We start from the raw sequence: 19,115 nt of genomic DNA, 5'->3' as shown, positions 1-19,115 counted from the left end.
TGTCCCATCGGAGTCGGAACAATGCTCGCCAACTTGGCAAGAGTGGTCGGCAGGGACGGTTTTTCAGCGCCGTTACCGTGCAGATACTTTATCTGGCCGTTGGTTTTTTGATCAGTTTTCGGCGAGGGTTGCTCGTGATTGTTAGTCCCTGTAATGCACCAAAAATGACTGCCAAACGGTTTAGAAGCGCCTTGGTAGCGGGCTCGGCCCTGCTGTGCCTGTTCGGCGCGGGCCAACTGTGGGCATTCAGCCTGGATGATGTATCGGCGAAGGCACAAGAGCTGGCCGGGCAGAAGTTCGAAGCCCCGCGCAGCAATTTGCCGAACGAATTCCGCGAAATGAAATTCGCCGATTATCAGAAAATTCGTTTCCGCACCGAAAAAGCGGAATGGGCCGACCAGAAGACGCCGTTCCGGCTGTCCTTCTATCACCAGGGCATGCATTTCGACACGCCGGTGAAAATCAACGAAATCACCGCGACCACCGTCGACGAGATCAAGTACGACCCGACCCGTTTCGATTTCGGCGACGTGAAGTTCGATCCCAAGGCCACCGAACAGCTGGGCTACGCGGGTTTTCGCGTGTTGTACCCGATCAACAAGGCCGACAAGCAAGACGAAATCATGACCATGCTGGGCGCGAGTTATTTCCGCGTCATCGGCAAGGGCCAGGTTTACGGTTTGTCCGCTCGTGGCATGGCCATCGACACCGCGTTGCCATCCGGTGAGGAGTTCCCGCGCTTTCGCGAGTTCTGGATCCAGCGTCCGAAACCGACCGACAAGCACCTGGTGATCTTCGCCCTGCTGGATTCGCCACGGGCCACGGGTGCTTATCGCCTGACCGTGCGTCCGGGCACCGACACCGTTGTCGACGTGAAATCACGCGTGTTCCTGCGTGATCGCGTCAACAAGCTGGGCATCGCCCCGTTGACCAGCATGTTCCTGTTCGGCGCCAACCAGCCGTCCAAGGTGCTGAACTACCGTCGTGAGCTCCACGATTCCAGCGGCCTGTCCATCCACGCCGGCAACGGCGAGTGGATCTGGCGTCCGCTGAACAACCCGAAACACCTGGCCGTGAGCAACTTCTCGGTGGAAAACCCGCGTGGTTTCGGCTTGCTGCAACGGGGTCGTGACTTCAGCCACTATGAAGACCTGGATGACCGTTACGAAAAACGTCCAAGCGCCTGGATCGAACCGAAAGGCGATTGGGGCAAGGGCAGCGTCGATCTGGTAGAGATTCCGACCGCCGACGAAACCAACGACAACATCGTTGCGTTCTGGAGCCCGGAAAAACTGCCTGAGCCTGGCCAGCCGCTGGACTTCGCCTACCGTCTGCACTGGACGCTCGATGAAGCCAACCTGCACTCGCCAGACAGCGCCTGGGTCAAGCAGACCCTGCGTTCCACCGGTGACGTGAAGCAGTCCAACCTGATCCGTCAACCGGACGGCAGCGTGGCCTACCTGGTGGATTTCGAAGGGCCGTCCCTGCAAGCGTTGCCTGAAGACGCCGAGGTGCGTAGCCAGGTGAGCGTTGGCGACAACGGCGAGATCGTCGAGAACAGCGTGCGCTACAACCCTGAGACCAAGGGCTGGCGCCTGACGTTGCGCTTGAAGATCAAGGACCCGAGCAAAGCGACCGAGATGCGTGCCGCCTTGGTCCGGCCGCTGGTTCCTGTCGAGCTGCCAGCCACCGCGCACTCCGTGGCCACACTGGCCAAGGCCGACAAGGTCGCCAAGCAGCAGAGCGAAAAAGAGAAAGCCAACGAGCAAGCCGGCGAGCAGAAAGAAGCCAAGGCCGTCAAAGCGGCCACCGCCGCCGCCGAGCCGACCCCAACCCCACAGGAACCGGAACAGACTGAACAAGTCCTGACCGAGACCTGGAGCTACCAGTTGCCTGCCGATGAGTAATACGTCCGTACAACCAGAGTCTCTGCGTGAGTATCTGGCCCATTTGCCGATGACCGACGAGCAGCGCGCCGAGCTGGCGGGCTGCTCGTCATTCAGCGAATTGCATGAGCGCCTGGCTTCTTCGACATTCGACGCACCCAACGAGGCGGCGCAAGCCTCGGTGGGCCGTCGCCTGACGCTGAGCACCGCCGAGGAACTCGAGGACGCCGAAATGCTGGCCCTCGACTCCAGCGGCCGGGTGTGCTTGAAGGCGACACCGCCGATTCGCCGGACCAAGGTCGTACCGGAGCCGTGGCGCACCAATATCCTGGTGCGCGGCTGGCGGCGCCTGACCGGTCGTACCAACCCGCCGAAGCCGCCCAAGGATGAGCGCGTGCTGCCCCATGCACGCTGGCGTACCGTGGGTTCGATCCGCCGCTATATCCTGCTGATCCTGATGCTTGGCCAGACCATCGTTGCCGGCTGGTACATGAAGGGCATCATGCCGTACCAGGGCTGGTCGCTGGTGGACCTGGACGAAGTCATGCACCAACCGCTGATGCAGACGGCCACGCAAGTGCTGCCGTATGCATTGCAGACCAGCATCCTGATTCTGTTCGGGATCCTGTTCTGCTGGGTGTCGGCGGGTTTCTGGACGGCGCTGATGGGCTTTCTCGAATTGCTCACCGGCCACGACAAATATCGCATCTCCGGCGCTAGCGCCGGCAACGAGCCGATTCCCAAGGACGCCCGCACCGCGCTGGTGATGCCGATCTGCAACGAAGACGTGGCACGGGTATTCGCCGGTTTGCGCGCGACCTTCGAGTCGGTGGCCGCCACCGGTGACCTGGATCGCTTCGACTTTTTCGTGCTCAGCGACAGTAACGAAACCGACATCTGCGTGGCCGAACAACAGGCCTGGCTGGACGTCTGCCGTGAAGCCGGGGGTTTCGGCAAGATCTTCTACCGCCGTCGTCGCCGTCGCGTGAAGCGCAAGAGTGGCAACCTCGACGACTTCTGCCGTCGTTGGGGCGGTGACTACAAGTACATGGTCGTACTCGACGCGGACTCCGTGATGAGCGGTACGTGCCTGACCAGCCTGGTGCGCCTGATGGAAGCCACGCCGGACGCCGGCATCATCCAGACCGCGCCACGGGCCTCGGGCATGGACACGCTGTATGCGCGCATGCAGCAGTTCGCCACTCGGGTGTATGGTCCGTTGTTTACTGCCGGCCTGCACTTCTGGCAGTTGGGTGAATCCCACTACTGGGGCCACAACGCGATCATTCGCATGAAGCCGTTCATCGAGCACTGCGCCTTGGCGCCGTTGCCCGGTAAAGGCGCGTTCGCCGGTGCCATCCTGTCCCACGACTTCGTCGAAGCTGCGCTGATGCGCCGTGCCGGCTGGGGCGTGTGGATTGCCTATGACCTGCCGGGCAGCTACGAAGAGCTGCCGCCGAACCTGCTGGACGAACTCAAGCGTGACCGTCGCTGGTGCCACGGCAACCTGATGAACTTCCGCCTGTTCCTGGTCAAGGGCATGCACCCGGTGCACCGTGCGGTGTTCCTGACCGGCGTGATGTCCTACCTGTCGGCGCCGCTGTGGTTCTTCTTCCTGGTGCTGTCCACGGCGTTGTTGGCGGTGAACACGCTGATGGAGCCGCAGTACTTCCTCGAGCCACGCCAGCTTTATCCGCTGTGGCCGCAATGGCATCCGGAAAAGGCCATCGCCCTGTTCTCGACGACCATCGTGCTGCTGTTCCTGCCCAAGCTGCTGAGCATCGTGCTGATCTGGGCCAAGGGCGCGAAGGAATTCGGTGGCAAGTTCAAGGTGACCATGTCCATGTTGCTGGAGATGCTGTTCTCCATGCTGCTGGCGCCGGTTCGCATGATCTTCCACACCCGTTTCGTGCTCGCCGCTTTCCTGGGCTGGGCCGCGACCTGGAACTCGCCGAAACGTGACGACGACTCCACGCCATGGAGCGAAGCGGTCAAGCGCCACGGTCCGCAAACCTTGCTGGGCTTCTTCTGGGCCTTGCTGGTGATCTGGCTGAACCCAAGCTTCCTCTGGTGGCTGGTGCCGATCGTCGGGTCGTTGATCCTGTCGATCCCGGTGTCGGTGATCTCCAGCCGCGTGGGCCTGGGCTTGAAGTCCCGCGATGAGAGCCTGTTCCTGATCCCTGAGGAATACGCCCCGCCCCAGGAGCTGCTGTCGACGGACCAGTACACCCATGAAAACCGTTGGCATGCGCTGAACGACGGTTTCATCCGGGCGGTGGTCGATCCGCAACAGAACGCCTTGGCGTGTGCGCTGGCCACCTCGCGTCACGGCCAGGCCGAGCCGATTGAATGGCTGCGGGTCGAACGTGTTCGTCACGCCCTGAAGGTGGGTCCTGCCGAGCTCAGCAACACTGAGCGACTGGCGTTGCTAAGTGACCCGGTGGCCCTGTCCCGCCTGCATGAGCAGGTCTGGAGCGAGGCTCATCCGGAGTGGCTGACGGCGTGGCGTGAGTCGGTCAAGGCCGATCCTCATGCACCGTTGCTGCCGCTACAGCCGGTGAGCGTACAGCCTCAACTGGCCTGATACGCAAAAAGCCCCGCTTCTGGAAGGAAGCGGGGCTTTTTGTTGGGCGTATTTTCTATCTGCGGATCGCCCTTGTGGCGAGGGAGCTTGCTCCCGCTGGGTGGCGCAGCCGCCCCCGATTTTGTGTTGCGGTCAGTGTTGCGGATTGATGCTATCCAACATCCGGTTTGCCAATAACCTACTCAGTTCGATCAGTTGCTGAATGCCGAAGGCAATGTGGCGCCGCGAGCCTTTCAGATCGAACGCGAGGTCGCTGACCATGGCGTCGGCTGAGGCCAGGTTTTCGCTGAGGTTGGCCAGCAGGCTTTCGGTGTCGATGCCGTCGACGACGGTGAAGAGCTGGCCCGATGGCTGTTTTTCTTCGGGGTTGGGCTGTTTGGGCTTCAGGTAGTAATCGAGTGCGCGGTCGGTGGCTTCCTGGAGTTTCTTGGGGTCGGTTTCTGGTTCTGGTGGGTTGGGTGTGACCTTGTGCATGGTGACGCTCCTTGACTGATGGAGCCGCCAGACATCGCTGCTAAACGAAAAGGGTGGCGGCAGTACGCGGGTTAGCAGACCAGGAATCAAGGAACCCGGCGCACCGAAGTGCCCCACGCACAGCCGCCATAAAGCGGACCTGCGTGCCTTGATATTGTGCCGAGCTGCTAAACCCGATCGCTGAACTGACAGCGACCTGCAAACGTTAGAGCCCAGGGCCAAGGCGCACAAGCCGGCGGATTCTGGCGTAGTTGTAGGCAATGGCGCAAGGCTCCGTAGCCTTGGGATGACGGATTGTGGGACGCAGGTATTTTTGTATGTATATCCGTTATTTAGGTCACGGCTGCTGACGGTTCCGCTCTTACAGCGGCTCACTTTTGAGAAGCGCAAAAGTAAGCAAAACGCTCATGCCCCACCACTCGGTGCCTCGCTTAGGCTCGGCATGCCCGAACGAAGGCATTGCTCCGTGGGCCCGCCGCGAAGGGCCATCCATGGCCCAGCGCGGCTATCCCGGCATCCATGCCGGGATGCCCACTCCACAATGCCTGCGTTCGGCCATCGTGGTTAACGGGGCGCCGAGATCAACGTCCACCGCGAGGCGGCCTAGTAGCCGACCTGGCTCTTGCGGTCGTACACCCCTCAGATCTGTTTGAGCAGGACCTGTGGGAGCAAAGCTTGCTCGCGAGGCGGCCTTATAGCCGATCTGGCTCTCCCGGTCGTACACCCGTCAGATCTGTTTGAGCAGGACCTGTGGGAGCAAAGCTTGCTCGCGAGGCGGCCTGACAGCCGACCTGGCTCTCCCGGTCGTACACCCATCAGATCTGTTTGAGCAGGGCCTGTGGGAGCAAAGCTTGCTCGCGAGGCGGCCTGACAGCCGGCCTGGTTCTCCCGGTCGTACACCCATCAGATCTGTTTGAGCAGGGCCTGTGGGAGCAAAGCTTGCTCGCGAGGCGGCCTGACAGCCGGCCTGGTTCTCCCGGTCGTACTCCGATCCCATTGTGGGAGCGAGCTTGCTCGCGAAGACGGCGGTACATTCAGCATTGATGCAAGCAGACCCACCGCCATCGTGAGCAAGCTCGGCTCCCACAGGGATCGGCGGTGGACGCTGATTTTATAAACGACCAAAAACCTATGTGGGAGCGAGCCTGCTCGCGAAGGCGGCGGTACATTCAGCATTGATGCAAGCAGACCCACCGCCATCGCGAGCAAGCTCGGCTCCCACAGGGATCGGTGGTGGATGCTGATCTTATAAACGACCAAAAACCTATGTGGGAGTGAGCCTGCTCGCGAAGGCGGCGGCACATCCAGCATTGATGCAAGCAGACCCACCGCCATCGCGAGCAAGCTCGGCTCCCACAGGGACCGGCGGTGGACGCTGATCTTATAAACGACCAAAAACCTATGTGGGAGCGAGCTTGCTCGCGATGGCGGCGGGGCAGTCAGTATTGATGTTGCCTGACAGACCGCTATCGCGAGCAAGCTTTGCTCCCACAGATCTAACGGGTGTACGACCGGGAGAGCCAGGTCGGCTGTTAGGCCGCCTCGTGGTGGACGTTGATCTCGGGCGCCCCGTTAACCACGATGGCCGAACGCAGGCATTGGGCCGTGGGCACCTCGGCATGGATGCCGAGGTAGCCGCGCTGGGCCATGGATGGCCCTTCGCGGCGGCCCACGGAGCAATGCCGGAGTGAGGGCACACCGAGCCTAGGCGAGGTGCCAAGTGGTGGGGCAGAAGCGCTTTGGTTACTTTCGCGCTTTTCGAAAGTGACCCGCTGTAAGAGCGGAACCCTAAGCCGCCGTTACAAAAAAACGGATATACACACAAATCCTAAGTAAGGCAGCCGCAAGGCATCAAACCCGGAACCGCCCCACCAACGTCTGCAAATGCACCCCCAACCGCGCCAGCTCAGCACTGGAGGCGGCAGTCTCCTCACTGGACGACGCCGTTTGCTCCGACACATCACGCACATTCAGCACGCTACGGTTGATCTCCTCAGCCACCGCACTCTGCTGCTCGGCGGCGGCGGCGATCTGCTGGTTCATCGACTGGATCGCCGAGACCGTACGAGTGATGTTCTCCAACGAGCCCCCCGCACGGCGGGTCAGTTCGACGCTGCTGTCGGTCAGGTTGCGGCTGTTGTCCAGGGTGGTCGCGACCTGTTCGGTGCCTGATTGCAGGCCGACGATCAGTTGCTCGATTTCTTCAGTGGATTTCTGGGTGCGCTGGGCCAGGCTGCGAACCTCGTCGGCCACCACGGCGAAACCACGACCGGCTTCTCCCGCGCGAGCCGCCTCGATTGCCGCGTTGAGGGCCAGCAGGTTGGTCTGTTGGGCGACGGACTTGATCACGTCCAGCACACTGCCGATCTTGTCGCTTTCTCGCTTCAAATCGCCCATGGCGGTGGTGGAGTTACCGACTTCGAGTGCCAGGCGTTCGATTTGGGCAATCGCTTCTCCGACCACCTTGTCGCCTTCGCGCGCCTGGGCATCGGCAGCGGCTGCGGCCTCGGAGGCTTCTTCGGCATTGCGGGCCACTTCCTGCACCGTGGCGGTCATTTCGTGCATGGCGGTGGCGACCTGGTCGGTTTCCACTTTCTGGCTGTTGACCCCGGCGCTGGTCTGTTCGGTCACGGCTGAAAGCTGCTCGGCGGCGCTGGCGATTTGCGTGACGCCCTCGCTGATGCCGCCGATCAATTGCCGCAGACCCACGGTCATGCTCTGCATGGCGCGCTGTAGCTGGCCCAGTTCGTCGCGGCGGTCGGAGTTGAGGTTGTGGGTCAAGTCACCCGCCGCCACACGTTCGGCGATCTTGAGGGTCTGGCCCAGGGGGGCGACGATCTGCCGGGTGATGACCAAGGCAGCGATGACACCAAACAGCAACGCGAGCACGGCAGCCGATGCCAGGAAGGTCTTGGCCTTGGCTGCGTCGTGGTCGCGAACGGCCGTCTGGGACGCTGTCAGCTTTTGGCTGGCGTCGATCAATACGTCGCCTTGTGATGCCATGCGCTTGAGTGCCGCGGCGTTATCAATCTGGGAGTCGCGGAACTGGCTGACCGCTGTGCGATAGGCATTGATCGAGTCGTTGGCCTGTTGCAGGTTGGCGGCATGTTCCTCGGGCAATTGCTCTGGCAAGCGTGCGAGAAGTTTGAGGACATTGTCGATGGCCTCAAGGGCCGGTTGCTGGGCTTCGTTCTTGCCGCTGTAGGTATAGCCGCGAACTTGATAGCGCGCTTGCTGGACCGCCTTGCTCAGGGTCACAACGCTGTTGAACTGGGCGACGCTGTCGCCTTGCAGTAGCGATTTCTCCACTTCAGTGACGCGGGCCACGGCGTTGTCGGCACTGGCGCCAAGTTTGCTGCGGGCATCTTCACGGCTAACGGTAGCGCGGGTCATCTCGGCGAAGGCGCTTTTATACTCGGCAACGGCGGCCAATTGTTTATCGATCAGCGCTACATCGGCCGGTTGCTCAATCAGTTGGCGGGCGGTCTTCAGCCCTGCTTCGAGTTTGTCAATCAGGTCGTTGACTTGCTGCGGGCCGTTCTCGCCCCGTGTGGTGTAGTAGTCCATGCGGGCGAGGCGCAAGTCCTTGGTCAAATCGTTCAGGCTGGCAATGAACCCCAGTTTGTCGCCACGGCTGATCACGTTACCCAAGCCGCTCCAGCCGGTGAAGGCGATGATCACGGTCAGGAACAGCACCAGGCCGAAGCCGAAACCAAGTTTGCGATTGACGCCTATGTTACCTAGCCATCGGAACATGCCGTTACTCCCAGCAGCGTTGAGTTTATATGCTGGAAGTTATATCGACCGGTTGGAAGGGATCTGTAGCGAGTAGGCGTCAGTTGCTTTGCGTAGCGAGCAAGCTGCCTCGCCACGTGTTCCCGCTTTTTCGGTGCTTAGACTTTGAAACGTCCTACCAGCGTCTGCAAATGAACCCCCAGCCGTGCCAGCTCGGCGCTGGAGGCGGCGGTTTCCTCACTGGAGGAGGCGGTTTGTTCGGACACGTCGCGAACGTTCACGACGCTGCGGTTGATCTCTTCGGCCACGGCGCTCTGCTGCTCGGCAGCGGCGGCGATCTGTTGGTTCATCGACTGGATCGCCGAGACCGTGCGGGTGATGTTTTCCAGTGAGCTACCGGCCCGGCGGGTCAGTTCGACGCTGCTGTCGGTCAGGTTGCGGCTGTTGTCCAGGCTGGACGCGACCTGTTCGGTTCCGGTCTGCAGGCCAAGGACCAGTTGCTCGATCTCTTCGGTGGACTTCTGGGTGCGCTGGGCCAGGCTGCGCACCTCGTCGGCCACCACCGCGAAACCACGCCCGGCTTCACCGGCCCGGGCCGCCTCGATGGCCGCGTTGAGGGCCAGCAGGTTGGTCTGCTGGGCCACGGACTTGATCACGTCCAGGACGCTGCCGATCTTGTCGCTCTCGCGTTTGAGGTGGCCCATGGCTTCGGTGGAATTGCCCACCGCGTTGGACAAGCGCTCGATCTGGGCGATTGCTTCACCGACCACCTTTTCGCCTTCGCGAGCCTGTTGGTCCGCGGCGACCGTTGCTTCGCTCGCTTGCTCGGCATTACGCGCCACTTCCTGCACCGTGGCGGTCATTTCGTGCATGGCGGTGGCGACCTGGTCGGTTTCCACTTTCTGGCTGTTGACCCCGGCGCTGGTCTGTTCGGTCACGGCTGAAAGCTGTTCGGCGGCGCTGGCGATTTGCGTGACGCCGTCGCTGATGCCGCCGATCAATTGCCGCAGACCCACGGTCATGCTCTGCATGGCACGCTGTAGCTGGCCCAGTTCGTCGCGTCGCTCGGAACTGAGGTTGTGGGTCAGGTCGCCTGCCGCCACGCGTTCGGCAACCTTCAGGGTCTGCTCCAGCGGGGTGACGATCTGCCGGGTGATCGCCATGGCAGCGATCACCCCGAACAGCAGGGCCAACGCGGCGGCCGAGATCAGGAGGCGGTTGGCTCGGGTGGCCTCGTGGTCGCGCACGTCCGTTTGGGACAGCGTGATGTCTCTACTGGCCCCGCGTAGCACAACCCCCAAGTCGGACATGCGCTTGATGGCGGCAGCGCTGGCGGTCTGGGCTTCATGGAACTGGCTGATCGCGGCACGATAGGCCTTGAACGACTCACTGGCCTGTTGCAGGTTGGCGGCGTGTTCAGCGGGTAGTTGGGCCGGTAGGCCGCCGAGCGCTTTCAGCGCGTTATCGATGGCATCCAAGGCCGGCTGCTCGGCGTCGGCCTGGCCGCTGTAGGTGTAGCCGCGAACCTGATAGCGGGCTTGCTGGATGGCCTTGCTCAGGCTCACCACGCTGTCGAGTTGAGCCGCGTTGTCGCTTTGCCGTATGGCATTTTCAACGCTGGCGACTCGGGCCACGGCGTTATCGGCGCTGGCGCCCAGTTTGCTGCGCGCATTCTCTCGACTGACGTTGGCGCGGACCAATTCGGCAACGACAGTCCTGTACTCGGCGACAGCCGCCAGTTGCTTGTCGATGAGCGCCACGTCGGCCGATTCCTCGATCGATTGGCGAGCAGTCTGTAGCCCAGGCTCCAATTTACCGAGGAGATCGTTGAGGTCACCTGGACCTTTCTCGCCGCGGGTCGCGTCGTAATCCATGCGCGCGGAGCGCAGGTCCTTGGTCAGGTCGTTCAGGCTGGCGATGAGCCCCAGCGTGTCGCCGTGGGCAATCACCTTACCCAGGCCGGTCCAGCCGGTGAAGGCGATCATCACGGTCAACAACAGTACCAGGCCGAAACCGAAGCCGAGTTTGCGATTGACGCTTACGTTACCTAGCCATTGGAACATGCTGATACTCCCTTGAAGGGCGGAATTGCTTTGTATAAAGCACTATCGGCCCATAAAGGGGGAGCAGGAGAAATGAGTTAGATGCGTTTGGAATACCGTCGCAAACCAAAGGGGTCAGAACAGTCGTGCGAGCAGCGCTGTAACCGCGGTCTCGACCCGCAGGATCCGCTCACCCAGTTGTACCGGTTGCAAGCCGGCCTTGCCCAGCAGGTCGATCTCGTAGGGAATCCAACCGCCTTCGGGCCCGATGGCCAAGGTCACCGGTTCGGTCAGCGCGCGAGGGCAGGGCGGGTAGTTGCCGGGGTGACCGACCAGGCCCAAGGTGCCGTCGGTGATGGCCGGCAGGCGGTCCTCGACGAAGGGCTTGAAGCGTTTCTCGATAACCACCTCAGGCAACACGCTGTCCCGGGCTTGTTCCAGGCCCAGGATCAGTTGCTCGCGGATGGCCTCGGGTTCGAGGAATGGTGTCTGCCAAAAGCTCTTTTCCACGCGATAGCTGTTGACCAGCACCACACGCGGCACGCCCATGGTGGCGACGGTCTGGAACACCCTCCGGAGCATTTTCGGACGCGGCAGGGCCAGCACCAGGGTCAGCGGCAACTTGGCCGGTGGAAGCTGGTCGAGGGTCACTTGCAGTTCGGCCTCGCGGGCTTCCAGGCGCAGCACCTGGGCGGTGCCCATCAGCCCGCCGATGCGCCCGACGCGCAGGCTGTCACCGACGGCGCTGCGATGGACTTCCTGCATGTGGGTCAACCGGCGATCGCTCAGGATCACGCGGTCAGGCCCGATGAAGTCGGCCTCTTCGAGCAGCAGCAGGTTCACGCTTGGGTCGCTGGCGGCTGGTCGTTGTGGTCATCGACCGGCTGTTCCTCGGGCTCTTCTGCCCGGCGCTTGCGCACCAGGCCACCGAACAGGATGCCGATCTCGAACAGCAGCCACATCGGCACAGCCAGCAGGGTCTGGGAGAAGATGTCCGGCGGGGTCAGGATCATGCCGACCACGAAGCAGCCGATGATCACGTAGGGGCGGATCTTCTTCAAATAGGCCACGTCGACCACGCCGATCCACACCAGGAGCACCACGGCCACCGGGATTTCGAACGCCACGCCGAAGGCGAAGAACAGCGTCATGACGAAATCCAGGTAGCTGCTGATGTCGGTCATCATTTCCACGCCCGCCGGGGTGGCGGCGGCGAAGAACTTGAAGATCAGCGGGAACACCAGGTAATAGGCGAAGGCCATGCCGGTGTAGAACAGCAGGATGCTGGACACCAACAGCGGCACGGCGATGCGTTTTTCGTGCTTGTACAGGCCCGGCGCGATGAAGCCCCAGATCTGGTGCAGGATCACCGGGATCGCCAGGAACAGCGAGACCATCATCGTCAGCTTCAGTGGCGTCAGGAACGGCGACGACACGTCGGTGGCGATCATTGTCGCCCCTACCGGCAGGTACTGGCGCAGCGGCGTGGAGACGAAGGTGTAGATCTGCTGGGTGAAGGAAAACAGTCCGGCGAAGATGATGAAAACCGCCGCGACACAACGCAGCAGGCGGGTGCGCAACTCGGTGAGGTGCGATACCAGCGGCATCGGCTGGTCGTTTTCAGGGAGATCGCTCATGGGGCTCGCGGCGGCAAAGTAGGGTCGTTAGGCGCAGGGACAGCAGCGGGCGCTGCGTCCGCTACCGTCGGTGTCACTGGCGTCGGTTCAGCCGCCGACCCCACGCCATCCACGGCTGTCTGGGGCGCTATCGCCTGTTCGGCCACGGGCTGAATAGGCGTCGGTTCCTGTTGGGTCGGCGTGAAGATTTTCCGCGCCTCCTGCTCCAGGGACAGAATGTGTTCGTTGTGAAGCTGCCGACGAATGTCGTCGGCGCCGATTTCACGCTCAACTTCCTGTTTGATCGCATTGAAGCTGCGCTTCAGGCGCCCGATCCACAGACCGGCGGTGCGCGCAGCCCCCGGCAGACGCTCGGGGCCCAGTACCAGCAGGGCGACGAGGCCGACGAGCAGCAGTTCAGTGAAGCTGATCCCAAACATTAGTCAGTGCTCACGAGTCTTTGCGGATGGGCTCTTCGACCTTCTGGGCCTGCACGTCGATGGTATTCGGCGCATTCACCGGCTGGGTGGCCTGTGGGTGTACCGGTTGGGTCGGTTGTGCGGCCTGAGCCTGGCCTGTCGTCGGATCGGCCGGTTTCTCATCATCGTTCATGGCCTTGCGAAAACCCTTGATCGACTCGCCGACATCGGTGCCGAGGTTTTTCAGTTTCTTGGTACCGAACACCAGCACCACGACGACCAGGATGACGACCCAGTGTTTCCAGTCAAAAATACCCATGTGGCTATTCCTCTCAAAAGTTGATCAGGCGGACGGGCGCGAGGCTTTCTCGACGTGCCCGGACAGACCGAAGCGACGGTCCAGTTCATCCAGTACGGCCTGCGGATGCTGCCCCAGTTGGGCCAGCATGACCAGGCTGTGGAACCACAGGTCGGCGGTCTCGTAGATCACGTCGCTGCAATCGCCACTGATGGCGGCGTCCTTGGCGGCGATGATGGTCTCGACCGACTCTTCGCCGACTTTCTCCAGAATCTTGTTCAAGCCCTTGTGGTACAGGCTGGCGACATAGGAACTGTCGGCCGCGGCGCCCTTGCGCTCTTCCAGCACCTGGGCCAGGCGGGTCAGGGTGTCACTCATGGGTATGTCCTGAATAAATGGCGTGCGGGTCCTTGAGCACCGGGTCGACGGTTTTCCAGTCGCCGTTCTCGAAGACGCGATAGAAGCAGCTTTGACGGCCGGTGTGGCAGGCAATCTCACCGACTTGCTCGACCATCAGGATGATGACGTCGCCGTCGCAGTCCAGGCGCATCTCATGCAGGTGCTGCACGTGCCCGGACTCTTCACCTTTGCGCCACAGCTTGCCACGGGAACGTGACCAATAGATGGCGCGGTTCTCGGCGGAGGTCAAGGCCAGCGCTTCGCGGTTCATCCAGGCCATCATCAATACGCGCCCGGTCTTGTGGTCCTGGGCGATGGCCGGCACCAGGCCGTCAGCGTCCCATTTGATCTCGTCCTGCCAGTTTTTCATCTTTGACTCCGACCATGGGCCGCGCACCTGACGTCGGCGGGCCCAGCGTTGAAACAGTGTGCCAGCGCGAACCGGTGCTGGCTATCGGCGAACGACCAGATACAAACCAACGATCACCATGATTGCGGCGGGCCAATGGCCCAATTCGCTCAACGGTCCACCAGCCGCCAGCATTGCGCCACCTCCCAGGTGAGCCGCGCCAAGCAGCCGCAGAAACCAGTCATCCTTGCGTCGGTGCCACGGCGGCGTCGGGTCGTGTGCGTGGGGTTGGGACATGCGTTCGAGCAGGTCGCGGGTCATGTTGGCCAGGTGCGGGAGCTGCTCGAACTGGCTTTGCACGTTGCCCAGCAAGGTTTTGGGGCTGACGCGCTCGCGCATCCAGCGTTCGAGGAACGGTTGGGCGGTGTTCCACAGGTCGAGGTCCGGGTACAACTGGCGGCCGAGACCTTCGATGTTCAACAGGGTTTTCTGCAACAGCACCAACTGTGGCTGGACTTCCATGTTGAAGCGTCGCGCGGTCTGGAACAGGCGCATCAGCACCTGGCCGAAGGAAATATCTTTTAACGGTTTTTCGAAAATCGGTTCGCACACGGTACGGATTGCCGCTTCGAATTCGTTGAGCTTGGTCTCGGCCGGCACCCAGCCCGAATCGATGTGCAGTTGGGCGACGCGACGGTAGTCACGCTTGAAGAAGGCGAACAGGTTGCGCGCCAGATAGTCCTGGTCTTCGGGGGTCAGGCTGCCGACGATGCCGCAGTCGATGGCAATGTATTGCGGGCTCCACGGCTGCACCGTGCTGACGAAGATGTTGCCCGGGTGCATGTCGGCGTGGAAGAAGCTGTCGCGAAACACCTGGGTGAAGAAGATTTCCACGCCGCGTTCGGCGAGCATCTTCATGTCGGTGCGCTGGTCGGCCAGGGTCGCCAGGTCGGTGACCTGGATGCCGTAGATGCGCTCCATCACCAGCACTTTCGGCCGGCACCAGTCCCAATAGACTTGCGGCACATAGAGCAGCGGCGAGCCTTCGAAGTTGCGACGCAGTTGGCTGGCGTTGGCCGCCTCGCGCAGCAGGTCGAGTTCGTCGTAGATGGTTTTTTCGTAGTCCTGGACCACGTCCACCGGGTGCAGCAGGCGGGCATCGGCCGACAACCGTTCGGCGGCGCGAGCGAGGATGAACAGCCACGCCAGATCCTGGGCGATGATCGGCTTGAGGCCCGGGCGAATGACCTTGACCACCACTTCTTCGCCGCTCTTCAGCTGGGCGGCGTGAACCTGGGCCACGGAGGCCGAGGCCAGGGGCTCGACGTCGAAGCGGCTGAAGACTTCGCTGATCTTCTTGCCCAGTTGTTCCTCGATCAGCGCCACCGACACCTTGGAATCGAACGGCGGCACGCGGTCTTGCAGGCGCATCAGTTCATCGGCGATGTCTTCGGGCAACAGGTCGCGCCGGGTCGAAAGGATCTGCCCGAACTTGATGAAGATCGGCCCCAGGTCCTGCAACGCCAGGCGCAAGCGCGCACCGCGACTCAGGTCCAGCGTTCGCCGGGGAAGCCAGCGCCACGGCAGCACGAAGCGCAGGGCCAGGAGAAACCAGGGCAACGGCAGGGCGAACAGCAGGTCATCGAGGCGGTAGCGGATCACGACGCGCTGGATGCGCAACAAACGGCGGACGGCAAGCAGCTTCATGCGTTATCGCTTGGTTTCAAGGGATCGGGAAAGGCGCTCGAAACGCGCCTCGAGACGTTCCAGGTCAAGTTTGATCTGGTCCAGTTCATTAAAACGGGCTTGTGCTTCGCGTTGGCCTACGAGGGTACGCGATTCTTCGGCCAGGTATTCACTCAGATTCTGTCCCAGGCTGGCGAAGCCCTGGCGATACCAGCGGCTGCGGCTACGCAAATGGCCGCTGAGCAATTGGGTCGCCACCGGACCGATCCAGCGGGACACTTCGTATTCCCAGTCCAGCTCCAGGTCCTGGAGAATCGCCGCCAGCTCCAGCAGTACGCCGCTGTCGCCGTCGAGCTCCACGTCGGGGCTGTGCAGCACCGCGGTCTTGTCCTTGCCCAGGGCCAGGTTCAGCAGGCTCGACGCCGGGGCGCGCAGCGTGCAATCCGCTTCGGCCTCCCAGTGCGCGGCGAGCAGCAGGCCTTCGTCGCTGGGCAGGATGAACAACCGCAACGCCGGGCTGCGGCAGTCGACGGCGATCACGCTGCCGCTCAAGCGCGCCAGGCGCGCGAGCGCCGTGCTGTCCAGGCGCAGCACCCGGTTGAGGCCCAGTTCGACGCTGGCGAGCAGGCCGGTGAGCAGCATCAGGGTTTGATGCCGCGATGCAGGGCGACGATGCCTGCGGTCATGTTGTGGTAGGTCACGCGGTCGAAACCGGCCTCGACCATCATCGACTTCAGGGTTTCCTGGTTCGGGTGCATGCGGATCGATTCGGCCAGGTAGCGATAGCTTTCCGAGTCATTGGTGATCAGCTTGCCCATCAGCGGCATGAAGGCGAACGAGTAGGCGTCATAGGCCTTGGACATCAGCGCGTTGGTCGGCTTGGAGAACTCCAGCACCAGCAGGCGGCCACCGGGCTTGAGCACGCGCAGCATCGAACGCAGGGCATCTTCCTTGTGGGTGACGTTGCGCAGGCCGAAGGCGATGGTCACGCAGTCGAAATGGTTGTCGGGGAACGGCAGCTTTTCAGCGTCGGCCTGGACGAACTCGACATTGCCGGCCACACCCAGGTCCAGCAGGCGGTCGCGACCGACCTTGAGCATGGATTCGTTGATGTCGGCCAGGACCACCTGGCCGGTCGGCCCGACAATGTGGGAAAACTTCTTCGTCAGGTCACCCGTGCCACCGGCGATGTCCAGCACGCGATTGCCGCTGCGCACGCCCGACAGCTCGATCGCGAAACGCTTCCACAGGCGGTGCATGCCGCCCGAGAGCAGGTCGTTCATCAAGTCATACTTGGCGGCTACGGAGTGGAAAACCTCAGCGACTTTTTCCGCTTTCTGGCTTTCCGGCACGTTCTTGAAGCCGAAGTGAGTGGTGGGTTCGGCATCGCTGCCTTTGCGCTGATCAGTCATATCGCGGTCACCAAAAAAGAATGCGGGACATTCTAATCCCGGTAGAGGGCTTTGTCTTGGCAAGGCTGAAGGTAAGATGGGCTACCGCCGGGACGTTTTGACGCAGCCAGGGTTTGAAACGTTCAGGCAAGTCCCGATAAAACAGGAGTCACCCGATGGCCCGTATAACTGTTGAGCGTGCCCATGGCCTGGGCAAGGAAGCGGCGCGAGAGAAAGCCGACAAGCTGGCGCAGAAGTTGTCCGACAGCTATGGCCTGGAGCCGCAGTGGGTGGGCGACACCCTGAAACTCAAGCGTTCCGGGGTCAAGGGCGAAGTGCATGTGGGCGAGGACTCGATCCGCGTCGACGTGGAGCTGGGCATGTTGATGTCGGCCATGAGCGGCACGATCAAGAGCGAAATCGAAAAAGCACTGGATAAGGCGTTGGCCTGATCGACCGAAAGGGGGGTGAACACAGAATCAAAGTTCACCACCAAACTCTGTGGGAGCGGGCTTGCTCGCGAAAGCGGTGGATCAGTCAACATCAATAGTGAATGACACACCGCATTCGCGAGCAGGCCCGCTCCCACATGAGGCCACTCACCGTCCAGTTTGTGTCAGTTGTTAGGGTGCCCTTTCTAATTATTGTCACTACTTTGTGCCTGAGCCCGACCGTGTGCGGGCAGTTCCTCAAACCTTTTTTCGAGTGAGGTGCACCATGGCCAAAGTTATTTTGAAGAAAAAAACCGACGTTGAATCTTCCACGCTCAGCGACGTGAAAACGTACGCGCGCAAGATCTGGCTGGCGGGCCTGGGCGCCTACACGAAGGTCGGCCAGGAAGGCAGCGAGTACTTTCAGGAGTTGGTAAAGGCTGGCGAAGTTATTGAAACCAAAGGCAAAAAGAAAATTGCCGGAAAACTTGAAGCGGCCAACAGTGAATTGATTGAAGCCAAGAGCGAGGTCAATACTTTCAAGGCCCGGGTTGAAGTACAACTCGATAAAGTCGAGAAGGTATTCGATGCCCGTGTTGCAAGTGCCTTGAATCGTATCGGCATTCCGTCTAAACATGACGTTGAGACACTCTCTGCTAAGCTCGATGAGCTGACAGCATTGCTCGAACGTGTCGCGCGTAAACATTAAGGAGAACGGGATGGCTGGCAAAAAAATCACAGAAAAAGAGGGCAGCTCGTGGGCCGGGAAGATTGAAAAGTATTCCCGCAAAATCTGGCTTGCTGGTTTAGGCGTGTACTCGAAGATCGACACTGACGGCAGCAAGCTCTTCGAGTCCCTGGTTAAGGACGGCGAAAAGGCCGAAAAACTCACCAAGACGGCAGTCGGCAAACAAGTCGATGCAGCCAAGGACTCTGCCGAGTCCGCCAAGTCGCGAATCGGCGGCGTGAAGGATCGTGCACTGGGCAAATGGGACGAACTGGAAGGGGCTTTCGACAAGCGCCTGAACAGTGCGATCTCGCGTCTGGGGGTGCCGAGCCGTAATGAAGTCAAGGCACTGCACAGCAAGGTCGACACCCTGACCAAGCAGATCGAAAAACTCACCGGCGCTAAAGTCGCACCGGCGGCAGCCAAGACTGCGGCGGCCAAGCCGGCTGCTAAAACGGCGGCCAAGCCACTGGTCAAGGCTGCGGCAAAACCCGCGGCCAAGCCTGCGGCGAAAGCAGCGGCCAAGCCCGCGGCTAAAACTGCTGCAGCCAAGCCTGCTGCCAAGGCGGCGGCCAAACCGGTAGCGGCCAAAGCGGCAGCCAAGCCTGCGGCCAAACCCGCGGCTAAAACGGCAGCGGCCAAACCGGCAGCGAAACCCGCCGCCAAGCCTGCGGCAAAAGCGGCGGCCAAACCTGCTGCGGCGAAAAAACCGGCCGTGAAAAAACCGGCCGCGCCGAAAGCCGCGGCACCGAAGGCGCCGACCGCCGCCGCCAAACCGGCAACCCCGACGAGCCCGGCGAACTCCGCCGCCGCTCCGACCCCGGGCGCCATGCCAACTCCAGCGCCGGCTCCAACGACGCCTACCACCCAGTCCTGATTCTACGGGACATGCAAAAACGCCCGGCCTGTGAAGGTCGGGCGTTTTTGTTTGTATGCAGGTCAACCTGTGGGAGCGAGCTTTGTGGGAGCAAGGCTTGCCCGCGATGAAAACGCCGCGGTCTCTTGAGGACCTCAGCGCCTGGATCGCGAGCAAGCTTTGCTCCCACAAAGCTCGCTCCCACAATGGATCTGCCACTGC

Annotated in this window: 17 protein-coding genes and 2 pseudogenes; 5 read left to right on the top strand and 14 right to left on the bottom strand. The window is 61.7% G+C overall.

What is annotated here, in order from left to right; genetic code table 11:
• The first annotated feature begins 164 nt into the window (after nt 1-164).
• Entirely contained in the window at nt 165-1,907 is a 1,743-nt protein-coding gene (locus B0E42_RS16740; RefSeq protein ID WP_162493979.1) for a glucan biosynthesis protein G, read from the top strand.
• A complete protein-coding gene (mdoH, locus tag B0E42_RS16735) occupies nt 1,900-4,470 on the top strand; it encodes a glucans biosynthesis glucosyltransferase MdoH (RefSeq protein ID WP_077506878.1) in 2,571 nt (856 codons plus the stop codon). The genes B0E42_RS16740 and mdoH overlap by 8 nt, the downstream gene beginning before the upstream one ends.
• Nucleotides 4,471-4,602: 132 nt before the next feature.
• Here the strand turns inward: mdoH and B0E42_RS16730 are convergent, their stop codons facing one another.
• From B0E42_RS16730 to ubiE, 14 genes and pseudogenes are all read right to left on the bottom strand, one after another.
• Nucleotides 4,603-4,944, bottom strand: coding sequence for a DUF6124 family protein (locus tag B0E42_RS16730; protein WP_053178157.1), 342 nt, complete (start codon nt 4,942-4,944; stop codon nt 4,603-4,605).
• 1,532 nt (nt 4,945-6,476) lie between these two features.
• Nucleotides 6,477-6,641 (bottom strand): hypothetical protein, encoded by a 165-nt coding sequence (locus B0E42_RS31165; RefSeq protein WP_156331334.1) that lies wholly within the window; start codon nt 6,639-6,641, stop codon nt 6,477-6,479.
• A 154-nt stretch (nt 6,642-6,795) separates the two neighbouring features.
• Nucleotides 6,796-7,659 (bottom strand): methyl-accepting chemotaxis protein, encoded by an 864-nt coding sequence (locus B0E42_RS31795; protein WP_371915898.1) that lies wholly within the window; start codon nt 7,657-7,659, stop codon nt 6,796-6,798.
• Nucleotides 7,654-8,700 (bottom strand): annotated as a pseudogene (locus B0E42_RS31790) (methyl-accepting chemotaxis protein); the annotation flags it as partial. The gene B0E42_RS31795 and the pseudogene B0E42_RS31790, both read right to left, overlap by 6 nt.
• A gap of 137 nt (nt 8,701-8,837) precedes the next feature.
• On the bottom strand, nt 8,838-10,742 hold the full coding sequence (locus B0E42_RS16710; protein ID WP_077506877.1) for a methyl-accepting chemotaxis protein: 1,905 nt from the start codon (nt 10,740-10,742) through the stop codon (nt 8,838-8,840).
• Between the two features lie 114 nt (nt 10,743-10,856).
• Nucleotides 10,857-11,564 carry a 16S rRNA (uracil(1498)-N(3))-methyltransferase gene (locus tag B0E42_RS16705; RefSeq protein WP_077506876.1) on the bottom strand — a complete coding sequence of 236 codons (708 nt, stop codon included), beginning with the start codon at nt 11,562-11,564 and terminating at the stop codon, nt 10,857-10,859.
• Complete coding sequence (gene tatC, locus B0E42_RS16700; protein WP_018611219.1) at nt 11,561-12,358, bottom strand: twin-arginine translocase subunit TatC; 798 nt, start codon at nt 12,356-12,358, stop codon at nt 11,561-11,563. The genes B0E42_RS16705 and tatC overlap by 4 nt, the downstream gene beginning before the upstream one ends.
• The gene (gene tatB / locus B0E42_RS16695) at nt 12,355-12,777 is read right to left on the bottom strand and encodes a Sec-independent protein translocase protein TatB (RefSeq protein WP_077506875.1); all 423 of its coding nucleotides are present in this window, start codon (nt 12,775-12,777) and stop codon (nt 12,355-12,357) included. The genes tatC and tatB overlap by 4 nt, the downstream gene beginning before the upstream one ends.
• A 10-nt stretch (nt 12,778-12,787) precedes the next feature.
• Nucleotides 12,788-13,075, bottom strand: a complete 288-nt coding sequence (locus B0E42_RS16690; RefSeq protein ID WP_018611224.1) for a twin-arginine translocase TatA/TatE family subunit — start codon at nt 13,073-13,075, stop codon at nt 12,788-12,790.
• A 24-nt stretch (nt 13,076-13,099) separates the two neighbouring features.
• Complete coding sequence (locus B0E42_RS16685; protein ID WP_003186671.1) at nt 13,100-13,432, bottom strand: phosphoribosyl-ATP diphosphatase; 333 nt, start codon at nt 13,430-13,432, stop codon at nt 13,100-13,102.
• Nucleotides 13,425-13,823 carry a phosphoribosyl-AMP cyclohydrolase gene (gene hisI, locus B0E42_RS16680; protein ID WP_077506874.1) on the bottom strand — a complete coding sequence of 133 codons (399 nt, stop codon included), beginning with the start codon at nt 13,821-13,823 and terminating at the stop codon, nt 13,425-13,427. Before hisI ends, B0E42_RS16685 begins: the two co-directional genes overlap by 8 nt.
• An 81-nt stretch (nt 13,824-13,904) precedes the next feature.
• Nucleotides 13,905-15,509 (bottom strand): ubiquinone biosynthesis regulatory protein kinase UbiB, encoded by a 1,605-nt coding sequence (gene ubiB, locus B0E42_RS16675; RefSeq protein WP_077506873.1) that lies wholly within the window; start codon nt 15,507-15,509, stop codon nt 13,905-13,907.
• Nucleotides 15,506-16,130: pseudogene (locus tag B0E42_RS16670) on the bottom strand (SCP2 domain-containing protein). Before B0E42_RS16670 ends, ubiB begins: the two are co-directional and overlap by 4 nt.
• Nucleotides 16,130-16,900, bottom strand: a complete 771-nt coding sequence (gene ubiE, locus B0E42_RS16665; protein ID WP_003196937.1) for a bifunctional demethylmenaquinone methyltransferase/2-methoxy-6-polyprenyl-1,4-benzoquinol methylase UbiE — start codon at nt 16,898-16,900, stop codon at nt 16,130-16,132. The pseudogene B0E42_RS16670 and the gene ubiE overlap by 1 nt, the downstream one beginning before the upstream one ends.
• Nucleotides 16,901-17,055: 155 nt before the next feature.
• On the opposite strand from ubiE, the gene B0E42_RS16660 reads away from it, so the two are divergent.
• From B0E42_RS16660 to B0E42_RS16650, 3 genes are all read left to right on the top strand, one after another.
• Nucleotides 17,056-17,331, top strand: a complete 276-nt coding sequence (locus B0E42_RS16660; RefSeq protein ID WP_018611231.1) for a polyhydroxyalkanoic acid system family protein — start codon at nt 17,056-17,058, stop codon at nt 17,329-17,331.
• A gap of 265 nt (nt 17,332-17,596) precedes the next feature.
• Entirely contained in the window at nt 17,597-18,019 is a 423-nt protein-coding gene (locus tag B0E42_RS16655; RefSeq protein ID WP_046064121.1) for a phasin family protein, read from the top strand.
• Nucleotides 18,020-18,029: 10 nt separating this feature from the next.
• The gene (locus B0E42_RS16650) at nt 18,030-18,914 is read left to right on the top strand and encodes a phasin family protein (RefSeq protein ID WP_077506872.1); all 885 of its coding nucleotides are present in this window, start codon (nt 18,030-18,032) and stop codon (nt 18,912-18,914) included.
• The last annotated feature ends 201 nt before the right edge of the window (nt 18,915-19,115 follow it).

The sequence above is a fragment of the Pseudomonas sp. A25(2017) genome, assembly GCF_002001065.1.
Taxonomy (GTDB): Bacteria; Pseudomonadota; Gammaproteobacteria; order Pseudomonadales; family Pseudomonadaceae; genus Aquipseudomonas; species Aquipseudomonas kilonensis.
Note: the sequence above shows the minus strand (reverse complement) of the source record. Positions and strands in the feature narration are given on the sequence as shown.

Bases quoted from the DNA above. Each gene is read 5' to 3' on its own strand.
- B0E42_RS16740 (WP_162493979.1), top strand. From the start codon at position 165: ATGACTGCCAAACGGTTTAGAAGCGCCTTGGTAGCGGGCTCGGCCCTG.
- mdoH (WP_077506878.1), top strand. From the start codon at position 1,900: ATGAGTAATACGTCCGTACAACCAGAGTCTCTGCGTGAGTATCTGGCC.
- B0E42_RS16730 (WP_053178157.1), bottom strand. From the start codon at position 4,944: ATGCACAAGGTCACACCCAACCCACCAGAACCAGAAACCGACCCCAAG.
- B0E42_RS31795 (WP_371915898.1), bottom strand. From the start codon at position 7,659: ATGACCGTGGGTCTGCGGCAATTGATCGGCGGCATCAGCGAGGGCGTC.
- B0E42_RS16710 (WP_077506877.1), bottom strand. From the start codon at position 10,742: ATGTTCCAATGGCTAGGTAACGTAAGCGTCAATCGCAAACTCGGCTTC.
- tatC (WP_018611219.1), bottom strand. From the start codon at position 12,358: ATGAGCGATCTCCCTGAAAACGACCAGCCGATGCCGCTGGTATCGCAC.
- tatB (WP_077506875.1), bottom strand. From the start codon at position 12,777: ATGTTTGGGATCAGCTTCACTGAACTGCTGCTCGTCGGCCTCGTCGCC.
- B0E42_RS16690 (WP_018611224.1), bottom strand. From the start codon at position 13,075: ATGGGTATTTTTGACTGGAAACACTGGGTCGTCATCCTGGTCGTCGTG.
- B0E42_RS16685 (WP_003186671.1), bottom strand. From the start codon at position 13,432: ATGAGTGACACCCTGACCCGCCTGGCCCAGGTGCTGGAAGAGCGCAAG.
- hisI (WP_077506874.1), bottom strand. From the start codon at position 13,823: ATGAAAAACTGGCAGGACGAGATCAAATGGGACGCTGACGGCCTGGTG.
- ubiB (WP_077506873.1), bottom strand. From the start codon at position 15,509: ATGAAGCTGCTTGCCGTCCGCCGTTTGTTGCGCATCCAGCGCGTCGTG.
- ubiE (WP_003196937.1), bottom strand. From the start codon at position 16,900: ATGACTGATCAGCGCAAAGGCAGCGATGCCGAACCCACCACTCACTTC.
- B0E42_RS16660 (WP_018611231.1), top strand. From the start codon at position 17,056: ATGGCCCGTATAACTGTTGAGCGTGCCCATGGCCTGGGCAAGGAAGCG.
- B0E42_RS16655 (WP_046064121.1), top strand. From the start codon at position 17,597: ATGGCCAAAGTTATTTTGAAGAAAAAAACCGACGTTGAATCTTCCACG.
- B0E42_RS16650 (WP_077506872.1), top strand. From the start codon at position 18,030: ATGGCTGGCAAAAAAATCACAGAAAAAGAGGGCAGCTCGTGGGCCGGG.